General features: G+C 50.0%; 20 protein-coding genes. 19 read left to right on the forward strand and 1 reads right to left on the reverse strand.

Annotated features, from left to right (window positions below; translation table 11 throughout):
• The first annotated feature begins 52 nt into the window (after positions 1 to 52).
• The 7 genes from P157_RS0105740 (at position 53) to dnaJ (ending at position 7,534) form a co-directional block, all read left to right on the forward strand.
• A complete protein-coding gene (locus P157_RS0105740) occupies positions 53 to 427 on the forward strand; it encodes a RidA family protein (protein WP_026760161.1) in 375 nt (124 codons plus the stop codon).
• A gap of 103 nt (positions 428 to 530) precedes the next feature.
• Positions 531 to 1,913, forward strand: a complete 1,383-nt coding sequence (locus P157_RS0105745) for a TrkH family potassium uptake protein (RefSeq protein ID WP_037368159.1) — start codon at positions 531 to 533, stop codon at positions 1,911 to 1,913.
• Between the two features lie 13 nt (positions 1,914 to 1,926).
• Positions 1,927 to 2,583, forward strand: a complete 657-nt coding sequence (locus P157_RS0105750) for a potassium channel family protein (protein WP_026760163.1) — start codon at positions 1,927 to 1,929, stop codon at positions 2,581 to 2,583.
• 114 nt (positions 2,584 to 2,697) lie between these two features.
• On the forward strand, positions 2,698 to 3,741 hold the full coding sequence (hrcA, locus tag P157_RS0105755) for a heat-inducible transcriptional repressor HrcA (RefSeq protein WP_026760164.1): 1,044 nt from the start codon (positions 2,698 to 2,700) through the stop codon (positions 3,739 to 3,741).
• A gap of 61 nt (positions 3,742 to 3,802) precedes the next feature.
• On the forward strand, positions 3,803 to 4,408 hold the full coding sequence (gene grpE / locus P157_RS0105760) for a nucleotide exchange factor GrpE (protein WP_177166173.1): 606 nt from the start codon (positions 3,803 to 3,805) through the stop codon (positions 4,406 to 4,408).
• Between the two features lie 32 nt (positions 4,409 to 4,440).
• Entirely contained in the window at positions 4,441 to 6,303 is a 1,863-nt protein-coding gene (gene dnaK, locus P157_RS0105765; protein ID WP_026760166.1) for a molecular chaperone DnaK, read from the forward strand.
• A 64-nt stretch (positions 6,304 to 6,367) separates the two neighbouring features.
• Complete coding sequence (dnaJ, locus tag P157_RS0105770) at positions 6,368 to 7,534, forward strand: molecular chaperone DnaJ (protein WP_026760167.1); 1,167 nt, start codon at positions 6,368 to 6,370, stop codon at positions 7,532 to 7,534.
• A 118-nt stretch (positions 7,535 to 7,652) separates the two neighbouring features.
• Here the strand turns inward: dnaJ and P157_RS0105775 are convergent, their stop codons facing one another.
• Complete coding sequence (locus P157_RS0105775; protein WP_026760168.1) at positions 7,653 to 7,904, reverse strand: hypothetical protein; 252 nt, start codon at positions 7,902 to 7,904, stop codon at positions 7,653 to 7,655.
• A gap of 246 nt (positions 7,905 to 8,150) precedes the next feature.
• On the opposite strand from P157_RS0105775, the gene P157_RS0105780 reads away from it, so the two are divergent.
• The 12 genes from P157_RS0105780 to ileS all read left to right on the forward strand — a co-directional run bounded on the left by P157_RS0105780 (position 8,151) and on the right by ileS (position 21,376).
• Positions 8,151 to 8,813, forward strand: coding sequence for a hypothetical protein (locus P157_RS0105780; protein ID WP_026760169.1), 663 nt, complete (start codon positions 8,151 to 8,153; stop codon positions 8,811 to 8,813).
• A gap of 53 nt (positions 8,814 to 8,866) precedes the next feature.
• Positions 8,867 to 9,196, forward strand: coding sequence for an STAS domain-containing protein (locus tag P157_RS13960; protein WP_051598517.1), 330 nt, complete (start codon positions 8,867 to 8,869; stop codon positions 9,194 to 9,196).
• A 230-nt stretch (positions 9,197 to 9,426) separates the two neighbouring features.
• Entirely contained in the window at positions 9,427 to 11,586 is a 2,160-nt protein-coding gene (locus P157_RS14865; RefSeq protein ID WP_080695388.1) for a SpoIIE family protein phosphatase, read from the forward strand.
• Positions 11,587 to 11,700: 114 nt separating this feature from the next.
• Positions 11,701 to 12,027: a hypothetical protein gene (locus P157_RS0105795; RefSeq protein ID WP_026760170.1), complete on the forward strand. Its 327-nt coding sequence runs from the start codon at positions 11,701 to 11,703 to the stop codon at positions 12,025 to 12,027.
• Positions 12,028 to 12,144: 117 nt separating this feature from the next.
• Positions 12,145 to 12,990, forward strand: a complete 846-nt coding sequence (fliB, locus tag P157_RS0105800; RefSeq protein WP_026760171.1) for a flagellin lysine-N-methylase — start codon at positions 12,145 to 12,147, stop codon at positions 12,988 to 12,990.
• A gap of 88 nt (positions 12,991 to 13,078) precedes the next feature.
• Positions 13,079 to 14,029, forward strand: coding sequence for a 50S ribosomal protein L11 methyltransferase (gene prmA, locus P157_RS0105805; RefSeq protein WP_026760172.1), 951 nt, complete (start codon positions 13,079 to 13,081; stop codon positions 14,027 to 14,029).
• Positions 14,026 to 14,766, forward strand: a complete 741-nt coding sequence (locus tag P157_RS0105810; RefSeq protein WP_026760173.1) for a 16S rRNA (uracil(1498)-N(3))-methyltransferase — start codon at positions 14,026 to 14,028, stop codon at positions 14,764 to 14,766. Before prmA ends, P157_RS0105810 begins: the two co-directional genes overlap by 4 nt.
• 71 nt (positions 14,767 to 14,837) lie before the next feature.
• Positions 14,838 to 16,136, forward strand: coding sequence for a tRNA (N(6)-L-threonylcarbamoyladenosine(37)-C(2))-methylthiotransferase MtaB (mtaB, locus tag P157_RS0105815; protein ID WP_026760174.1), 1,299 nt, complete (start codon positions 14,838 to 14,840; stop codon positions 16,134 to 16,136).
• Positions 16,137 to 16,222: 86 nt separating this feature from the next.
• On the forward strand, positions 16,223 to 16,471 hold the full coding sequence (locus P157_RS0105820; RefSeq protein ID WP_230578447.1) for a type II toxin-antitoxin system Phd/YefM family antitoxin: 249 nt from the start codon (positions 16,223 to 16,225) through the stop codon (positions 16,469 to 16,471).
• Positions 16,468 to 16,866, forward strand: coding sequence for a type II toxin-antitoxin system death-on-curing family toxin (locus tag P157_RS0105825; RefSeq protein WP_026760176.1), 399 nt, complete (start codon positions 16,468 to 16,470; stop codon positions 16,864 to 16,866). Before P157_RS0105820 ends, P157_RS0105825 begins: the two co-directional genes overlap by 4 nt.
• Before the next feature lie 202 nt (positions 16,867 to 17,068).
• Positions 17,069 to 17,932 carry a dTDP-4-dehydrorhamnose reductase gene (rfbD, locus tag P157_RS0105830; RefSeq protein ID WP_026760177.1) on the forward strand — a complete coding sequence of 288 codons (864 nt, stop codon included), beginning with the start codon at positions 17,069 to 17,071 and terminating at the stop codon, positions 17,930 to 17,932.
• Between the two features lie 324 nt (positions 17,933 to 18,256).
• Positions 18,257 to 21,376, forward strand: a complete 3,120-nt coding sequence (ileS, locus tag P157_RS0105835; RefSeq protein WP_026760178.1) for an isoleucine--tRNA ligase — start codon at positions 18,257 to 18,259, stop codon at positions 21,374 to 21,376.
• The last annotated feature ends 1 nt before the right edge of the window (position 21,377 follow it).

Here is a 21,377-nt window from a genome sequence, read left to right on the forward strand (position 1 = left end):
AAATGGATACGGTACGTTTGTGCCGTATCCATTTTTTTAGGGAGGAATCATCATGCAAGTTATTCATACCGACAAGGCTCCGGCGGCTGTAGGCCCCTATAGCCAGGCCATCAAGGCAGGCAATACGCTCTATCTGTCTGGGCAGATTGCCATCAACCCTGCTGAAGGCAAGATTGTGGCCACGACCATTGAAGAACAGGCAGAACAGTGCTGCCGCAATATCGAAGCGGTGCTCAAAGAAGCTGGCACAGATATGAGCAAAGTGGTAAAGACCACCTGCTTTTTGGCAGAGATTGCAGACTTCAAGGCTTTTAATGAAGTTTATGCCAAGCATTTCATCAGCAAGCCGGCCCGCAGCTGTGTGGCAGTGAAGGACTTGCCGGCTGGGGCACTTTGCGAAATCGAAGCGATTGTAGTAATGGAATAATAGATTGTCATGACGGTAGGAAGCGGCTGGTGTAAGTTCTGGCAGCGATTCCTGCCGTCAGCTGTTATGACAGATTTTCGCTCACAAGGGAGTGAGGATATTGATGATAAAAGATGAGGAAGAAGATTTCCTGCATAAGGTCACAAATGTAAAAGCCCAGCAGAAATTCCGCTTAAAGCCGACCCAGACCATTTTGCTGAGTTTCGTGCTGATGATCAGTTTAGGGACGATGCTGCTTATGCTGCCGATCAGCACCACGAGCGACAAGGGCCTGCCGTTCATGGATGCGCTTTTCGTATCCACATCGGCTTCCTGCGTTACCGGGCTTACGGTAGTGGACGTGAAGAACGATTTGAGCTTCTTTGGCAAATGCGTTATGCTCATGCTGATTCAGGTGGGCGGCCTTGGGATTATGACCTTGGCTACCATGGCGGCGCATGCCATGGGCTATCGCTTCCGCTTGAAGCAGAGCCTTGTCCTGCAGGAATCCTTAAATCAAAGCGGGCGCGCAGGACTCTTTGGCCTGATTCGACGCATGATTATCTATACGCTGGTGGTGGAGGGATTTTTTGCGTTGCTGCTTACCTGGCATCTTTACCCTGAACTTGGCTTTGATGCGGTGGGCTATGGAATTTTCCACGCGGTGTCGGCTTTTTGCAATGCAGGGTTTGACCTGTTTGGCAATTATGACAGTCTTTGTAAACGGCCGGATGATTTATTCCTCATGGCAGGGATTGGCCTGCCCATTATTTTGGGCGGGATAGGTTTTACCGTGATGTATGATGTGCTGCACGCAGGTGGCTGGCGGAAGTATTCCCTGCATACGAAGATTGTTCTGGTCAGTACATTGATTTTGATTATAGGTGGTACGCTCCTGATTTGGGGCATTGAAACGGGGAATAGTCATACCATCGGGGAAATGCCACTCGGGCAGCAAATAGCGCACGCCGCGTTTATGTCGGTTTCCTGCCGGACGGCGGGCTTTAACTCCTTTGATTTGGCGCAATGCACACAGATTACCAAGTTGGTGATGATTATTCTGATGTTTATCGGTGCATCGCCGCTATCCACTGGCGGCGGCATCAAGGGAACGACTTTTTTCGTCATCATGCGGTCGGTGTGGGCGGTTTTTCGCGGGGAGAGTGAACTTACCGTCTTTGGCCGGGCCATCAGCAAGGAGTTGCGGGATCAGGCTTTTGCCATCTTTACCATTGGTACGCTTTGGGTGGTGTCCATGGGGATATTGCTTTCCATCATCGATGGTGAGGTACATGACCTCGAAGATGTGGTTTTTGAAACGGTGTCGGCTTTTGGCACGGTCGGCATGGGCATTGGCATAACTCTTAGCTGGAATGACTGGGGCAAGGGGCTGCTGTCTTTGACGATGCTGTTGGGCAGGGTGGGGATTATGACCTTCCTGCTGTCCTTTATCCGGCAGAAGCAATCCACCATCAAGCATCCGGAAGAAGATATTATGATTGGATAAGGAAGGGATTATTATGGCAAGCAAACGGCAATTTGCGGTTTTGGGACTCGGGCGCTTTGGCATCAGCGCAGCCCAGACGCTGGAAGAAATGGGATATGAAGTACTGGGCGTGGATATGGATGAAAATCTGGTATCCTCGCTGGCAGAATCCTTGTCGCAGGTGGTGAGCTTTGATATGCGCGATGCGCGGGCGATGGACCAGGTGGGCATCGACCATTTCGACACGGTGATTATCGCCTCGAAGAATCTCGAAGCCAGCCTGATGGCGACCATGCTCTGCAAGGAGCGCAATGTGCCGGAAATTCTGGTCAAAGCCATCGATGACCGTCATGCGGACATGGCCCGCAGGCTCGGCGCGACGAAGGTAGTCTTTTCCGAACGGGATATGGCCCGCCGCACAGTGATGCATCTGGTGTCAGACAATGCGGTGGATTATATTGATTTGGCTGGCAGTCTCAAGATTATCAATGTGAAAACGCCCAAGGGCCTTTTGGGCAAGACATTACTGGAGGCCGATTTGCGGGGACGCTATAATGTCAACGTGGTGGCCATTCGTCATGGCCATGAAACCATGGTTACGCCACCGCCGACTTACCGCTTTGCGGAGGGGGATAACATCTTCATTATCGGCAAGGAATCGTCCCTGGCAGAATTGGAAAAGGACTTTTGATTTTTTGACTTTTTATCACTTGACTTTTTGTTTTATTCGCGGTATCATTCTTATAGACTTAAATTTAGCACTCATCATTTCAGAGTGCTAACAGAAGTCAGAAGGAGGGAGCACATGGCCGGTAAGCTGTATGAGCTGGATGAGCGCAAGCAGCGGGTGTTAAAGGCCGTTATTGATGATTACATCGAATCGGCAGAGCCGGTAGGCTCCCGTGCACTGGCCCGCAAACATGATTTGGGGGTGAGTCCGGCCACCATCCGCAACGAGATGGCGGATTTGGAAATGCTGGGGTATCTTCAGCATCTGCACACCTCATCGGGGCGGGTGCCATCCTCCAAGGGCTATCGCTTTTATGTGGACGGTCTGATTCCGCCCAAGCCTGTAAGCGATGAAGAAAAAGCACTGATTGACCGCTGGTATAAGACCAGGGTGCAGCGAATTGACCAGGTCTTTGAGGAAACGGCCAAGCTGATATCGGCGGTGACCAAGAATGTTTCGTTGGTACTGGCGCCGCAGATGACACAGGCCCAGTTCCGCTGCCTGCAGTTCCTGCCGCTGGACAGTCGCAGGGTTATCACGGTGCTGATGACGGATGCAGGCTTTATCGAAAACAAGATTATGGAGATGCCGGAAGGAGCAGAGTTCGAGGACTTCCAGCGCATGGCGGCGGTTATCAACAAGAATCTGGCTGGCCATACACTGCAGACAATCGAGCATCACTCGCTGGCAGAAATCCGGGATGAAATCCGTGACGAAGGCCTTTATGAATCGGCCTTGTCCATCATCCAACGGGCACTTGACACCGGCAAACAGGAACGCCTCTACTTAGGCGGTACGACTAAGATGCTGGAACAGCCCGAATACCATGATGTGGAAAAGGTCAAGCATATGCTCATGACCCTTGAAGAAGAAGAACTCATGAAGGATATCCTCAGAGCCCATATCGGTGATGGCTTGGAAGTCACCATCGGTCAGGAGAACGAGGACAGCCACTTCAAGGACAGCAGCATCATCACAGCAACCTATCATTTGGATGGCGAGCTGTTAGGCACCATTGCAGTGCTGGGGCCGACCCGCATGGAGTACGCCAAGGCCATGAGCCTCTTGGAGTATATGAACAGTAATCTGACACAGGTTATTAAACGCTTTCACTGGTAGCTGCCAGTATTGGAGCGAAATATAAATACCTTGGAAAGAGGTGAAGGAATTGCCATCATTCATGAAAGATGAATTAAAGAAGAAGGATGAGCAAAAGCTGGAGGAAATGCAGCAGGAAATCAATGCTGTCGATGCTGATGAGGCCGATGAGGCAGAAGAAGCAGCCAGCGAAAGCGCAGAAAGTGAAAATGAAGAAACTCAGGAACCTCAGGACGAAGCTGCTGCCCAGATTGAAAAATTGACGGCAGAGCTCAAGGAGAAGGAAGACCGTGTCCTGCGCCTGCAGGCGGATTTTGAAAATTTCCGCCGCCGCACGAGCAAGGAAAAGGAAGAACTCTCCGCTGTGGTTACCCAGGGAATGCTCAAAGATATGCTGCCGCTTTTGGACAACTTCGAGCGCGCTATGGCCGCTGAAGCCAAAGACGGTGAGGCTTTCCAGAAGGGCGTGGAAATGATTTTCACGCAGTTCACGGAAATCCTCAAGAAGAACGGCCTCGAACATATCGAAGTGGAAGGTCAGAAATTTGACCCGAACTTCCATCAGGCCGTTATGCGCGTGCAGAATGCAGATATGGAAGATGATGACATCGCCCAGGAACTGCAGAAGGGCTACATGGTCAAAGGCCGTGTAATCCGTCCGAGCATGGTGCAGGTAGTTGCTAATTAATTCGTTAATGAAGTTTTTTAGGAGGATATATCATGTCAAAAGTTATTGGTATTGACTTAGGTACGACGAACTCCGTTGTATCCGTTATGGAAGGCGGCGAACCGACCGTTATCACGAACCCGGAAGGCAGCCGTATCACCCCGTCTGTTGTTGGTTTCACGAAGGACGGCCAGCGTCTCGTTGGCCAGCTTGCTAAGCGTCAGGCTGTGTCCAACCCGGACCGCACGATTGCTTCCATCAAACGCCACATGGGCGAAAATGACTACAAGGTCAGCATTGATGGCAAGGATTACACCCCGCAGGAAATCTCCGCTATGGTTCTGCAGAAGCTCAAAGCTGACGCGGAAGCATACCTCGGTGAAACGGTCAGCCAGGCTGTAATCACGGTTCCGGCTTACTTCAACGACAGCCAGCGTCAGGCTACCAAAGATGCTGGTAAGATTGCCGGCCTCGAAGTTCTGCGTATCATCAACGAACCGACGGCTGCTGCTCTGGCTTACGGCCTTGACAAGGACGAAGACGAAACGGTTCTCGTATTCGACCTCGGCGGTGGTACGTTCGATGTATCCATCCTCGAACTCTCCAGCGGTACGTTTGAAGTTCTCGCTACGAACGGCGATACGTTCCTCGGCGGTGATGACTTCGACCAGAAGGTTATGGACTGGATGGTTGAAGAGTTCAAGAAGGAAAACAACATCGACCTGTCTCAGGACAAGATGGCTGCTCAGCGCCTCAAGGAAGCTGCCGAAAAAGCTAAGATTGAGCTGTCCAGCATGACCCAGACGAACATCAACCTGCCGTTCATCACGGCTGATGCTACGGGCCCGAAACATCTCGACCTCACGCTGTCCCGTGCGAAGTTCGATGAACTGACCCGTGACCTCGTAGAACGCACGATGGAACCGACCCGCAAGGCTATGGCTGACGCTGACCTCTCCGGCAGCGACATCAGCAAGGTTATCCTCGTTGGTGGTTCTTCCCGTATCCCGGCTGTTCAGGAAGCTATTCGTCAGTTCCTGGCCAAAGAACCCTCCAAGGGCGTTAACCCGGATGAATGCGTATCCGTTGGTGCTGCTATTCAGGGCGGTGTACTGGTCGGCGAAGTTAAGGACGTTCTGCTCCTCGACGTTACGCCGCTGTCCCTGGGTATCGAAACCCTCGGCGGTGTTTGCACGAAGATTATCGAGCGCAACACGACGATTCCGACGCACAAGAGCCAGGTATTCTCCACGGCTGCTGATAACCAGCCGTCCGTTGATATCCATGTTCTGCAGGGCGAACGCGAAATGGCTGCCGGCAACAAGACGCTCGGCCGTTTCGAACTCTCCGATATTCCTCCTGCACCGCGTGGTGTTCCTAAGATTGAAGTTTCCTTCGATATCGATGCCAACGGTATTGTGCATGTATCCGCAAAAGACCTCGGCACGGGCAAGGAACAGAAGATTACGATTCAGTCCGATGGCGGCATGACGAAGGAAGACATTGACCGTATGGTTAAGGAAGCCGAAGCTCATGCAGCTGAAGATAAGAAGCAGAAAGAAGCCGTTGAGGTTAAGAACCAGGGCGAAAGCCTTGCATATCAGGCCGAAAAGACTCTGAAAGACCTCGGCGACAAGGCAGATAAAACGCAGGCTGCAAGTGTTCAGGCTGGCATTGATAAGCTCAAAGAAGCCCTCAAGGGTGGCGACACGGATGCCATCAAGAAGGCTACGGAAGAACTGCAGAAGCCGCTCTATGAAATGAGCGCCGCAGCATACCAGCAGGCTCAGGCCGCTGGCGCACAGGGTGCACCGGGCGCAGATACAGGTGCTAATGCTGGTGCTCAGCAGCAGGCTAAGGCTGATGATGATGTAGTTGATGCCGAATATACGGAAGTCAAAGACGATAAGAAATAATCATTTGCTTTGATGGATTGTTGGGAGCCGTATGGCTCCCAATCGTTTTTAAGGATGGTGCAACGTGAGCGAAAAACGCGATTATTATGAGGTGCTGGGCGTTAGTAAAGGTGCCTCGGAAGCCGAAATCAAAAAGGCTTATAAGAAAATGGCCCGCAAATATCATCCCGACCTGAACCGTGACGACCCGAAAACTGCTGAAGAAAAGTTCAAAGAGGTCAACGAGGCCTATGATGTCTTAAAGGACCCGCAGAAGAAAGCAGCTTATGACCAGTTCGGCCATGATGCCTTCGCAAATGGCATGGGCGGCGGTGGAGCCGGTGGTTTTGGCGGTTTCGGTGGCGGCGGCTTTGGTGGCTTTGGCGGCGGCGAAGGCTTCGGGGATATCTTCGATATGTTCTTCGGTGGCGGCGGCCGCCGTTCCAGCGGCCGTCCTGGCCCGGAACGCGGCAGCGACCTGCGCTACGATTTGGAGATTTCCTTTGAAGAAGCAGCCTTTGGCAAGGAAGCGGAACTTTCTGTTCCGCGCACGGAACAGTGCGACCACTGCCATGGTACGGGCGCAGCTCCGGGGACCAGCCCGGAAACCTGCCCGGATTGTAATGGTACGGGTACTCGCCAGACTGTGGCCAATACGCCCTTTGGCCGCATGGTCAATCAAACGACCTGCGGACGCTGCCATGGTACAGGCAAGATTGTCAAGAATCCCTGCTCGAACTGTAACGGCACGGGCCGCAAGAAGGTTACGCGGAAAATCAAGGTCAACATCCCGAAAGGCGTGGACAATGGTTCCCGCGTGCGCGTGAGCGGCGGCGGTGAAGCTGGCGTTCGTGGCGGCGGCAATGGTGACCTTTACGTTTACATCTTTATCCGTCCGCATAAGATTTTCCAGCGTGAGGGCTATGATGTAATCGTGGAAGTGCCCATTTCCTTTGTACAGGCTGCACTCGGCGACAAGGTTCAGGTGCCGACCATTGATGGTACGGTGGAAGTCAAGGTACCTGCCGGCACGCAGTCCGGCAAAATCCTGCGCTTGCGTGAGCGCGGTATTCCGCACTTGCGCGGCAATGGACGCGGTGACGAGCATGTGGTTATCAAGGTGCTCACGCCGCAGAACCTCAACCAGCGCCAGAAGGAACTTCTTAAAGAGTTCGGCGAAATCAGCGGGGATAAGGTGAATCCGGAGCAGAAGAGCTTCCTGGATAACATCAAAAATCTCTTCAAAAAGTAAGACAAGATAGGTCGATGCGTGGCGGCAGGGCAGGTGACTGCCTGCGCTCCGCTATGGTCTAAGAAAAAGAGGTTTGCTAACTTATGTCGGCAAACCTCTTTGTTTTTTATGATATTTTTCACAGGCCACGATCTGCTATGCTGTTGTTTTGATGTGATATCGACGATGCTGGTTTGCTGCTATCATCTTTGTCATCTCCGCCATAATTTGTTTTATCATAAACTTTCGCGAATTCTTTTGTGTCTAGCCCAAGTATATTTTTCGATACCTCGTCGACCACATCTTCAACGAAATTTGTGATATCTTTAATAATATTACCGCCGGAAGCTTTTTCCAGTTCCATTTCGTTTAATTCGACCTTCTTTGACATGCTCATACCCCCCTTATCTCATGTGCTTAGTTATTTTTGACCTTATCACCTTTGTCTATATATACGTTTATTACACCATCATATTACAATTTCAAGGGTCAAAATTCTTTGTATATGCGCATCCATCATGTACCAGATAGAGAATGACCTGAATTGTGTTATAAACATTTAAGTTGTACGCGCATTTGTACGATAAATACTATATGATAAGAAATTATGATAAGAAATTTGCGAGGGGGGCTGAAGATGGTAAAGGAAATGTCTAAGCATGTTGTTCAATCTTGGCGGTGGTTGCTTGTTCTGTGTTTGCTCATGGCTTATCCGCTGGCGGCCAGTGCAGAGAAGATTAACTGGGTGGATGAACACTATGATTTTACGCGGGTGAAGAAGGCCATTGTTTATGACGTGGTCGTAGTTGACAAGTCAGAAATCGACAACGATTTGATTGAGGCGGTCATGCTGGAGGAATACCTTAAAACAGCAGCCCGCCCGCCGTATAAGATGATTAGAGCTGACAAGACTGTTGCAATTTCGCCCGGCAGTCCGCTGGAGGGCGCGGATATCTATGTTATGGCGGAGATGCTGAAATGGCATAATGATTCCTATGTTATTGATGCCTATACTTCTTGGGAAACGCGTACTTCCACCCGTAAAGTAAAATGGTCGGATGGAACCTGGCATGAGGAAAGATATGATTACACGGTGCCAGTCTATCATCCAGCTCGCACCGTACCGACATCCACGGTTCGCGTTCGTTTTGATGTGTATGATGCCAAGACGGGCAAGAAGGTTATGAGCCGGGACGAACTGCGTAAGCGTGACAGTTCAGACCATGGCCAGCAGGGAATCTTTGGCCGCATCAGCAAAAAGTTCTTTGATGATTTAGGCGATAAAATTAAAAATGAATAATTTCTGTAGGAATGTGACAGATTTTCATCCGTTGCTGATTAAAGGAGTAGATTATGGAGAATATGAATTGGGATGTCAGAGAGGAAGGCAGTTGGGTCATCTTATCTATCAGCGGGCGTTTGGATAGAATGAACGCCGATGAAACAGGCAGGCAAGGGGAAAAGCTGCTGGCAGAGAATAGTAAACTGGCGCTTGACCTTACAGGGCTGGAATACATTTCAAGTGCTGGCTTGCGTGCAATGTTCCGATTGATTAAACAAGCAAAAGCGGTCAAGAAATCCTTTGCGCTGTGTGGTGTGAGGGGATTTGTACAGGATATGCTGAAAGATTCTAATATGGATATATTAGTTGACATTTATGCTACAACTGAGCAGTTGCCATAAAACAAGTAAAGATTAATACAGTAGCAGGCACTGTGAAATGTGTGATTAATTTATAGTCCACATTTTCACAGTGCCTTTTGCTATCTTGGTCAGACGAGATACTTCACGACAATCGGATGTATACACTGACAGGAAAAAGTCAATTAAAGGATTTGTCAGCCATAGTGGAGAATTATCCCTAAATAAGGAAAGCGTGCTGAGCAATTGTTTTAGCTAAAAGAGGAGTTATCATGAAGATACAAATTCGTATATTACTCCTGATGTTATTGGGGATAGGTCTAAGTTTCCTTATATATACGGGGATAACACTGCTTACGCATGATGCCATTCAGGAGTCTACGGCGCAGCTGGTCAATGATTTTTCCAAAACAACAGCAACTGAACTATGGCAGAGTTCGGAAAGTCAGGGAAAAGATACTTTGCTGCGATTGGCTGCGTCACAGGCTCATCAGGCTGATGACCTGATTATTGATGTCGTCAATGATGTTAAGGTTTTATCCAAAAGCATGACGAGGATTTCTAAGCATCCGGAGTATTACAACGAGAGAACTATCGCTGACCCGCTGAAAGATAAAATTTTGAGCGGCCAGGCTTATATCCTTTATAGCAACGAAGAAATTGCCCAGGACAAGGCCTTGCGGCATGAAATAGGGATTGCTTCGACGATACAGGATGAAATGGTGAACATTGCGTTAACCTACAAACCGCACCGGGTGTCGGTCTATGCGGCTTCGGAGCATGGCTATTTTCTCACGGTCGATATCATGCCTGATGACGGCCCGAGTGATGAGATGGATGGAACTCATATCTTTGAAGCACGGGAGCGTACATGGTATCTGGCGGCCAAGAAGGCAGATAAGTTAGTGTTCAGCGATGTGTATACGGACTATGTGACAGGAAAGCCCTGTATTACCTGTGGTGCGCCTTACTATGATGACAATGGCTTTGCCGGAGTTTTGGGATTTGGCATGTATTTGGATGTCTGGCATGATGTGCTGATGAATCCAGCCGTCAATCCCTATCCCTGTTTTGTATTGACCGACAAGGGTGAGGTGGTTGTTTCCTCACATGAAAATGGTGACCTCACTGTATCCACTGGCAATGATATTCGCAAAGCCCTGTCCGGCACTATGGCCAAAGCTGCCACTGAGATGGTCGATAAAAAAAGTGGCGTACGTTATGTCGAAGTAAATGGGATTCCCTATTACCTCGCGTTTGCTCCCATGAAAACCATTGGCTGGAGCTTAGGCATACTTACACCGATTGATGTGGTGCATAATCAGGCTGATGGTATACGAGAAATGTTCCTGAATATGCTGAAGGATTTTCAAACCAACGTGGATGCGTCCTATCATCACTTCAATCTGATACTGGCAGCTGCTTTGCTGGTGGTATTGGTGCTCTTGCTAATCCTTAGCCATGTACTAGCAAAGAAGTTTGTACGGCCCATTCATAAACTGACAACTGGTGTACAGGAAATAGCAAAGGGTAATTTGGAAAAGAAGATTGATGTTCATACTGGCGATGAAATTGAGCTGTTGGCGAACTCCTTTAATACCATGACGCATGAACTGCAGGAGTATATTGCCAATCTTACCAAAATCACAGCTGATAAGGAGCGTATTGCTACGGAGCTGAATGTAGCATCGCAAATCCAGTTCAGCATGCTGCCCAACGATTTCACTTTGGGCGGTGGTCGCTTCGATATGTTCGCATCCATGGTGCCAGCCAAAACCGTGGGTGGGGATTTTTATGATTTTTATATGCTGGATGAAAATCATTTGGCTTTTGTAATTGCTGATGTGTCCGGCAAGGGCATTCCAGCGGCACTATTTATGGCTGCAGCGAAGAACTGCCTGAAACTTTGTTTGTTATCCATGGAAAATCCTGATGAACTCGAAAAAGCCGTGATAAAGGCCAATGAACGCCTGTGCGAAAATAACGACCAAACATTTTTTGTCACGGTATTCCTCGGTGTCCTTGACTTAAGTTCTGGCCTGTTACGTTTCGTGAATGCTGGCCATAATCCGCCGTTGTTACGCCAGCAGCAGGATGGCAATGTTTTCAAGCCATTGCGCATGAAACGGAATTTTGCTTTTGCTGTGATGGAAGATTGGCAATATGCTAGTGATGAAGTGCAACTTACCAAAGGGGATGTCATTTTCCTTTATACGGATGGCGTAACCGAGGCGGAAAATAAAGAACGCAGGATGTATTCGATGGATAAGCTGGCGGACTTCCTAAATAGTGAAGCAGCAGGTAAGGCTCGTTCTATGCAGGAGCTTTTGGGCTGTGTCTGGGCGGATTTGGGGAAATTTGTTGGAGATGCGGAACAGTCCGATGATATCACCATGTTGGCAATCACTTATGGAGATGCCAAAAAAAATTAAATTTTTTCCATGACTCACCACACAATTTTTGAGTTCATGGATATAAAGAATAGAAAGAAGAAAAACCTGCACGGATGGCAGGGAAACGGTTAAAAAAGAAGGGAGTAATCACAAATGACAACGTTAGCAGAATTGAAGAAAATGAGCAAGATGGACGACGCACAGCTTGATAATGTGGCAGGCGGTTCATTCCAAGAGGCTCTGGAAGATGGATTCGAGCTTATGAAACGTGGTCTTATCAAGGAAGGGCAAGAGGTTGAAGCGGTAATGAAATCTCTGGGGTACACCGGATACAAAGCCAATGCTATCAGCGGTTATGACCCACAGGGCAATCCCATTCCAGATTTAGACACCCCGACTATTTACGTCAACAAGCAGGGTCAGAAAATCAGCCGTGAAGAATTCTGGAAGAACTTCGACAAAGAAAATAATCTTAAGTAAAAGATAATAGGTAAAAAAGCCCAGGTGCACGCTTCGTCCGCCTGGGCTAAAAATGTTGCGGAGAAATATGCTATAATATAGCGTATCTTTATCTGTGTATATAAGAGGAGTGTTGGTTTGCTTTCAACAACAATATATCCTGATTTTTATGAGGCTTTCTGCTGCAAGGCCGATAAATGTCAGCATACCTGCTGTGCTGGCTGGGAAATTGATATTGATGCGGCAACGGCGGCAAAATATCAGCAGCTTGAGGGCGCGCTTGGCGAGAAAATCCGGCAAAATATCGTTGAGAATGATGGCGTCTGGCAGTTTCGTCTGGGGACGGAGGAGCGCTGTCCGTTCCTGTGCAAGGATGGACTCTGTGAACTTATCCGCAGGGCTGATGAGTCCATCCTTTGTGATATTTGCACGAATCATCCGCGATTCTTTGTGACGGTGGGCGATTATGAGCTGGCTGGTGTGGGACTTAGCTGTGAAAAAAGCTGTGAATTATTATTGGCAGATACTGCGCCACTGAGTTTTCGGACAGAAAACGGCGAGAAACTGTCGCTGCATGAATTATTGCAATGCCTGGCACTGCCGGCAAGTGATGAGGATTTATGTTATCAGGCAGGTATGACGGCCGAGGATGCAGATTTTGTGCTGGCCTGCATGCAAAAGACCGAGCCGATTGATGCGGCATGGACGGCACAGATGGAGCAGTTGCGCGCTGCACCGTTTGTGGCTGGTGGTGAAGTTCCGCAGGTTTTTGACCGTATCTATCAATATATTCTGTATCGTGCGCTGGAGCATGTACCGCAGTACGGCTGGGGGACGGTGCTTTCCTATGCACAGATGAACGCCGATTTTATCTATTTGACATGTCAATTGACCGGTCAACTTGACGAGTCAATACGCCGTTGGTCTGAGCAGATTGAGTATAGCACGGAAAATGTCAAAATCCTTTTGGAGTCGCTGGCTTGATGCCTATAGAGTTTGCCCAAATGATTGACGGCGGTGGAGTAAGCTTATATAATTAGATAATTGCTGAAAATATAAAGGAGCGATGTACATGCAGTGGGCGGAAGTCAGTATTCAGACTACCCATGAGGCCACGGATGTGGTGGCAGAAATTTATCATGACCTGGGCGCATCCGGTGTGGTTATTGAAGACCCGGAGCTTTTGAACGATTATATCGATGCGGGCCAGTGGGATTTTTCCGGCATTGAGCGGGCGGAAGACACCAGTATCGTGACGGTAAAGGCTTATCTGCCTGTGGACGAGGATTTGGATGACAAGCTGCGCACCTTTGAACTGCGGATTAAGGACTTCAAATCCATGACGGATGATGATATGGAAAAGGGCCCCTGCACGATTTCCTGGAATACCGTCCGTGATGAGGATTGGGCGGATAATTGGAAGGCTTATTTCCATCCGGAAAAGGTGGGCGGTATGCTGGTCATTAAGCCGACCTGGGAAGATTACGAAGCCAGCCCTGACGATATCGTGATTGAGCTTGACCCCGGTTCGGCTTTTGGTACCGGCACTCATCCGACTACGGCAATGTGCCTGCGGGAATTGGAAACGCTTGTCAAGGGCGGCATGCGGATTTTTGATGTGGGTACGGGTTCCGGCGTGCTCTCGATTGCCGCCGCTAAACTTGGCGCCACGGATGTTACCGCGATGGACTACGACAAGGTAGCCGTGGATGTAGCGGCGGAAAATATCCGTCAGAACGGCGTGGAAGATGTGGTCAAGACTGGCGTCAGCGATATCTTGAAATCCTTTGACGGCAAGGCGGACTTAATCGTGGCCAACATTATCGCCGATATCATCATCATGCTCTTTGATGAACTCGATGAACATTTGGCCGAAGGCGGCCGCCTGCTGGCATCGGGCATTATCTCCGAGCGTCTGGCCGATGTGACGGAAGCCTGCCTGGCCCATGGCTTTGTCGTGGATAAGGTGACGGAAGAAAAAGGCTGGGTGGCCATGACCATCAGCCGGGGAGAAAATAAATGAGACGGCTGTTTTACAAAGGGCTGCTTGCCGACACCATCGAGATAACTGGCAGTGATGCCCATCACCTCATGCATGTGATGCGGGCTAAGGCCGGGCAGGAAGTCACGGTGGTAGATGATGAAGGCAGTGTAGCACGCATGGAAATGACCGCCTTTCGGGAAGATGCGGTGACGCTGGTCTTGAAAGAACGCCTCGCGGCCAATACCGAATCTCCTTTGGAACTGGTGCTTGCACAGTGCCTCTTAAAGGCTGACAAGATGGACTATGTGGTGCAGAAGGCGGTAGAGCTTGGCGTAACGGAAATCGTCCCCGTCAAAAGCCATAACTGCGTGGTGCGCTATGATGCGAAAAAAGCGGCGGCTCGTCAGCAGCGCTGGCAGAAGATTGCCGAAGAAGCAGCTAAGCAGTGTGGCCGCACGGCTTTGACCGAGGTTTCTGCCATTGTTGACATGTCAACTTTGCTCCAGAATTTTAGCGGCGAAGATACGGAAATTGTCTTTTGTTACGAAAATGAAGAGGATTATACGGTAAAATCATGCTTGCAGGGAGCCAAAGGCAAGCGGCTGGTATTGCTTATCGGCCCTGAAGGCGGTTTTACGCTCGATGAGGCGCAAGCGGTGCAGGAAGCAGGCGGTAAGGCGGTGACTTTAGGCCCCAGAATCCTGCGGGCGGAAACCGCAGCTATTGCCGCAGTAACAATAGCGCAGTATGAAAATGGAGACTTGGGTGGTCGCTGAACCTCATCCGCCTCACTGCGTTCGGCACCTTCCCCATAGGGGAAGGCTTATTAAAGAAAGGAAGAAGTATATTGCCAAAGGTGGCACTTACGACCTTGGGCTGCAAGGTCAATCAGTTTGAAACGGAAACCATGGAAGGTCTGTTCAAGAAAAGCGGCTACGATATCGTACCCTTCGAGGAAAAGGCAGACTTTTATGTGATAAATACCTGCTCGGTGACGAGTCTGGGTGATAGAAAGTCCCGGCAGATTATCCGCCGTGCACAGCGTACCAATGATAAGGCAATCATCGCCGTATGCGGCTGCTATTCGCAGGTTCACCCCGAAGAAATCAAGGCCATTGAAGGCGTGCGCGTGGTCCTGGGCACGAAGGAACGCAGTAAGATTGTGGAATACGTGGAACAGGCGGCGCGTGAAGACGGTATATTGGACGAAGTGGGCAATATCATGGAGGCGCATGAGTTCGAGGATATTCCCATCTACGATATGCCTCAGCGCACCCGTGCATTCCTCAAGATTGAGGACGGCTGTCAGAATTTCTGCTCCTACTGCATCATTCCCTATGCCCGCGGCCCCGTGAAGTCGCGGCATTTGGATAAGATTCACAGCGAAGCCAAGAAACTCGTGGATGCCGGCTTTAAGGAAATCGTGCTGACGGGCATTCATTTGGGCGCTTATGGCAAGGATTTGGGCGGCGAGATTACGCTGGCTGATGCCTGCCGGGAAGTGCTCAAGGTGGAGGGCTTAAAGCGCCTGCGTCTGGGTTCTTTGGAGTCTATTGAACTGTCACCGGATTTATTTGCCCTTATTCGCGAGGATGAGCGTTTCTGTGCGCATCTGCATCTGCCCTTGCAGGCAGGTTCCGATGAAGTGCTCAAGGATATGAACCGCCATTACGACACGGCAGAGTTTGGCCGCCTGATTGAGCAAGTGGAGCGGGAAGTGCCGGGCGTGGCCGTGTCCACAGATATTATCGTGGGCTTTCCGGGGGAAACGGAAGAACAGTTTGCCCGGGGACTGGAATTTGTGGAGAAGATGAACTTCTCCCGCATGCATGTGTTCCCGTATTCTAAGCGCAGCGGCACGCCGGCGGCAGAGCGCAAGGACCAGATTCAGGAAACGGTGAAAAAGGAACGTGCGCACCGCATGCAGGAACTGGCGGCCCGCAAGACCGAGGAGTTCCATAAGAGCTTTTTGGGCAAGACCATGCGGGTACTCTTTGAAACCAACACCGAGGGCATAACCGATGGACTGACGGATAACTATATCCGCGTTTATACGGATGATGAAGTGACTTGCGGGGAAATTTATACCGTTGAGCTGCAGAAGTTGTATAAAGATGGTGTTTGGGGGACGTTGACATCGCATTAACCAAGACGCCCGGTGGCTGATAATACCTTGCATCTTTTGAAAAAATAGGATATATTATACCTAACAGAAACTTTAGAAGGGAGCGAATGACGATGATGGTTAATACTGCAAACATGGTCTCGATGACCGAAGCTAACCAGAATTTTTCCAAGATTGCCCACATGGTAGATGCCAGTGGCTCTGTCGTGATCATGAAAAACAACGCCCCTAAGTATGTCCTGATTGAATATAAGCAGGTGGAAGAAGAAGCTGTCGCCTCTGATGAAGAGGTCATGGCTGTAACGGAGCGCCTGATGCATAAGAACATGGAAGCACTGAAGGTGCTTGCTAAATGAAAATATTAACCAAAGAACAAATTCTGGCTATCCATCAGCGTTGCATCGAAGAAACAGGCGGTTCCTTTGGCTTTAGGGATGAAGGAATGTTTGATTCAGCCTTGGCTCAACCTTATCAAAGTTTCAGCGGTTCAGAACTCTATCCAACTGTTGAGCAGAAAGCGGCAAGGCTTTGCTATGGTTTGGTGATGAACCATGCTTTCATAGACGGCAACAAGCGCATAGGAACGATGACGATGCTAGTTTTTCTGGCAATCAACGATATTGAGCTGGAATACACGCAAAAGGAGCTGTCTGACGAGATTCTTGCGCTTGCTTCTGGAGATATAGGATACGAGGAACTGTTGGATTGGGTAAAGGCACACAGCAATCTTACTGATGTACAGCAGGATTAGCAGGCGTTCGGCTGTTGTGTTTTAGAAGTTATATAGTCAAGGAGCAGAGAACACATAAATCTCTGCTCTTTTTTGCGTCGTGGAGTTGCTCCATCTTTTTATCCGTAAAGCGGTAAAATTTGCAGGAGTTTGCCCGTTTGTGTAGAATTATGACTAACATTGAGAAAATTATTATTTGATATAAATGGAGAGGATGTTCTTAATGAAGGTTTTGGTCACAGGGGTGACTGGTCAGTTAGGGCATGATTGTGTCAATGAGTTCAAGTGCCGTGGCGTTGAGGTGCAGGGGGTGTCGAGCAAGGATTTTTCTCTGACCGATGGTGCGGCTGTGGAAAAATATATCAAGGAATATGCGCCGGATGTGGTGCTGCATGGTGCGGCTTATACGGCGGTGGATAAGGCGGAAGATGAACAGGAAAAGTGTATGGCGGTCAATGCCGAAGGCACGCGGCATATTGCGAAGGCTTGTGCTGAAATCGGTGCCAAGATGATTTATATCAGCACGGATTATGTCTTTCCCGGGGATGGGGAAGAACCTTATGAACCTGCTGACAGCAAGGGGCCGCAGAATGTTTACGGCAAGTCGAAGTTGCTCGGCGAACAGGCTGTGCAGGAACTCTTGCAGAAATATTTTATCGTCCGCATTTCTTGGGTGTTCGGTATTAACGGCAAGAATTTTATCCGCACGATGCTGAACCTTGCTAAGACCCACAAGGAACTCACCGTGGTCGGCGACCAGATTGGTTCGCCCACATACACGCGGGATTTGGCGGTGCTGCTGGCTGATATGGCAGCTACGGAAAAATACGGTGTCTATCATGCGACCAATGAAGGTTTTTGCTCCTGGGCTGAGTTTGCCGCAGAAGTTTTCCGTCAGGCGGGCAGGGACGTTACAGTTACGCCGGTGGATTCTTCGGCTTATCCGACCAAGGCCGTGCGGCCGAAAAATTCCCGCATGAGCAAGGCGGCGCTGGTCGAAGCTGGCTTTAAGCCATTGCCGCGCTGGCAGGATGCCGTGGGCAGATACCTTATCGAATTGCAGAGTGAAGCTGCCAATTTGGCATAATTTGCAAATTGCCGTTGTATTTGTGTGGAATTTATGATAAACTATGACCTGTTAATGTGTAAATGCGTTGATGAAGACAGTAACCTCTGAAAGAAATCTTTAGCGAGCCGGGGCAGGTGCAAGCCGGTAGAGAGTATTAGGGGGCGAAAATCACTTCGGAGCAGCGGGCTGAAATTCCTTTTGGGAGGCAGTAAGCTTCGCCGGTATTCCCCGTTACGGAATAGCGTATGATGGTACGTGAAAAATAGGTGGTTTATAAGTGTAGGTATACCTGCATCCTGTTTTTGGGATGCAGGTTTTTTGTATTTTGGAGGAGGAGTTCGTTTGTACAGCAAGGTTGACACCAATTTGAACTTCGTGGACAGAGAAAAGGAAGTTCTGGATTTCTGGAAGAAAAATAACATCGCGCAGAAGGCGATTGACCAGCGTGAAGGCTGCGATACCTTTACGTTCTATGATGGCCCGCCGACGGCTAACGGCAAGCCGCATATCGGTCATGTGCTGACGCGCGTTATCAAGGATATGCTGCCGCGCTACCAGTCCATGAAGGGCAAGAAGGTTCTTAGAAAGGCTGGCTGGGATACGCACGGTCTGCCGGTAGAGCTCGAAGTCGAAAAGCTCGTGGGCATCAACGGCAAGGAACAGATTGAAGAATACGGCATCGAGCCATTCATCAAGAAGTGCCGTGAATCCGTTTGGAAGTACAAGGGCATGTGGGAAGAATTCTCCGATGTCGTTGGCTTCTGGGCTGATATGGAACATCCCTACATCACCTACGAAAATGACTTCATTGAATCCGAATGGTGGGCACTTAAGGAAATCTGGAAGAAGGGCCTGCTCTACAAGGGCCATAAGGTCGTTCCTTACTGCCCGCGCTGCGGCACCCCGCTGTCTTCCCACGAAGTAGCTCAGGGCTATAAGGACGTCAAAGAGCGTTCTGCCATGGTTAAGTTCAAGGTAAAAGACGAAGATGCTTACTTCCTCGCCTGGACGACGACTCCCTGGACGCTGCCTTCCAACCTCGGCCTCTGCGTGAACCCGGAAGTGGATTACGTGAAAATCAAGGTTGACGGCACGGTTTACTACATGGCCGAAGCCCTCGTGGATACGGTCTTTGAAGGTGTCGAAGGCGAACGCGAAGTCCTCGAAAAGTACAAGGGCAAGGACCTCGAATACCGCGAATATGAACCCCTCTATGACTATGCTGTCGGCAAGCTCAAGAAAAAGGCCTTCTTCGTGGTCTGCGATGACTATGTTACGACTTCCGATGGTACGGGTATCGTTCATATCGCCCCGGCATTTGGTGAGGACGATAACCGCGTCTGCCGCAAGTACGATATGCCGTTCGTCCAGTTCGTCAACAACAAGGGCGAAATGACGGAAGAAACCGACTGGGCTGGCGTATTCGTCAAGGATGCTGACCCATTGATTATCGACGACCTCAAAAAGAGCGGCAAGCTCTTCAAGGCACCGAAGTTCGAGCACAGCTATCCGCACTGCTGGCGCTGCGACACGCCGCTGATCTACTATGCGCGTGAAACCTGGTTCATCAAGATGACGGATGTCAAAGACAAGCTGATTGCCAACAACAACAAGGTCAACTGGATTCCGAAATCCATCGGCGAAGGCCGTTTCGGTGACTGGCTCGAACATGTGCAGGATTGGGGCCTGTCCCGTAACCGTTACTGGGGCACGCCGCTGCCGGTTTGGGAATGCGAATGCGGCCATCAGCACACAATTGGCTCCATTGCCGAACTCAAGGAAATGAGCGACAACTGCCCGGACGATATCGAACTGCACCGTCCGTACATCGATGCCGTGACCATCAAATGCCCGGAATGCGGTAAGGAAATGCATCGTGTACCGGAAGTTATCGACTGCTGGTTCGACTCCGGTTCCATGCCGTTTGCCCAGTGGCATTATCCGTTTGAGAACAAGGACATCTTCGAGAAGCGCTTCCCGGCAGACTTCATCTCCGAAGCCGTTGACCAGACCCGTGGCTGGTTCTACTCGCTGATTGCCATCTCCACGCTGCTCTTTGATGAAGCACCGTACAAGAACGTCATCGTGCTCGGTCATGTACAGGATAAGGACGGCCGCAAGATGAGTAAGTCCAAGGGCAACGCTGTTGACCCCATGCAGGCACTCGGTCAGCATGGCGCAGACGCTATCCGCTGGTACTTCTACGAAAACAGCGCTCCGTGGCTGCCGAACCGCTTCCATGATGATGCAGTGCAGGAAGGTCAGCGCAAGTTCATGGGCACGCTCTGGAATACCTATGCGTTCTTCGTGCTCTACGCCAACATCGACAACTTCGATGCCACGAAGTACACGCTCGATTACGATAAGCTGCCGGTCATGGATAAGTGGGTGCTGAGCCGCCTCAATACCATGGTCAAGGAAGTGGACAGTGACCTTGCAAATTACAAGGTTACGGAAGCAGCCAAGGCACTGCAGGCCTTCACGGACGAACTGTCCAACTGGTATGTGCGCCGCAGCCGTGCCCGTTTCTGGGCCAAGGGCATGGAGCAGGATAAGATCAATGCTTACATGACCCTTTGGACGGCACTCGTTACCACGGCCAAAGCTGCCGCTCCGCTGGTTCCGTTCATCACCGAATCCATCTACCGCAACCTCGTTTGCAGCATTGATAAAAATGCGCCGGAATCTGTTCATCTGGCTGATTATCCGGTGGTCAACGAGGCCTGGATTGATGAAGAGCTCGAAAAGAACATGGAACTCGTGCTCGAAATCGTTGTTCTGGGCCGTGCATCCCGCAACGAAACCAACATCAAGAACCGCCAGCCGGTTGCCCATATGTATGTGAATGCAGAACGCGAACTCTCCGACTTCTTCAAGGAAATTGTCGAAGACGAACTCAACGTCAAGGAAGTTGTGTTCAAGGACGATATGGAAGAATATCTGACCTACAGCTTCAAGCCAAACTTCCGTGTGCTTGGCCCGAAGGTCGGCAAGCAGATTGGTGCCGTCAAGGCCGCTCTGGAAAAACTCAACGGGCATAAGGCCAAGGCTGAACTCGATGCCACGGGCAAACTCGTCGTGGCTCTGCCGGATGGCGAAGTGACGCTCACGACCGAAGATGTGGAAGTTTCCATGGCGCAGACCGAAGGCTTTAACTGCCAGCGTTACAACGGCGTGACCATTGCGCTCGACACCACGCTGACGGAAGAACTCTTAGAAGAAGGTTTCGTTCGCGAAATCATCAGCAAGGTACAGACCATGCGTAAGGAAAATGGCTTTGAGGTCACCGACCATATCAAAGTCAGCCTGTCCGGCAATGAAAAACTGCAGGCCATTGTGGCGAAGAATGAGGACTATCTCAAAGAAATTACTCTCGCTGACGAAGTAAATTATGGAAAACTTTCCGGCACCGAGAAGGAATGGAACATCAACGGCGAGAATATTATAATTGCGGTAGAATAAT

This window comes from Selenomonas ruminantium AC2024, assembly GCF_000687995.1.
Classification (GTDB): domain Bacteria; phylum Bacillota; class Negativicutes; order Selenomonadales; family Selenomonadaceae; genus Selenomonas_A; species Selenomonas_A ruminantium_B.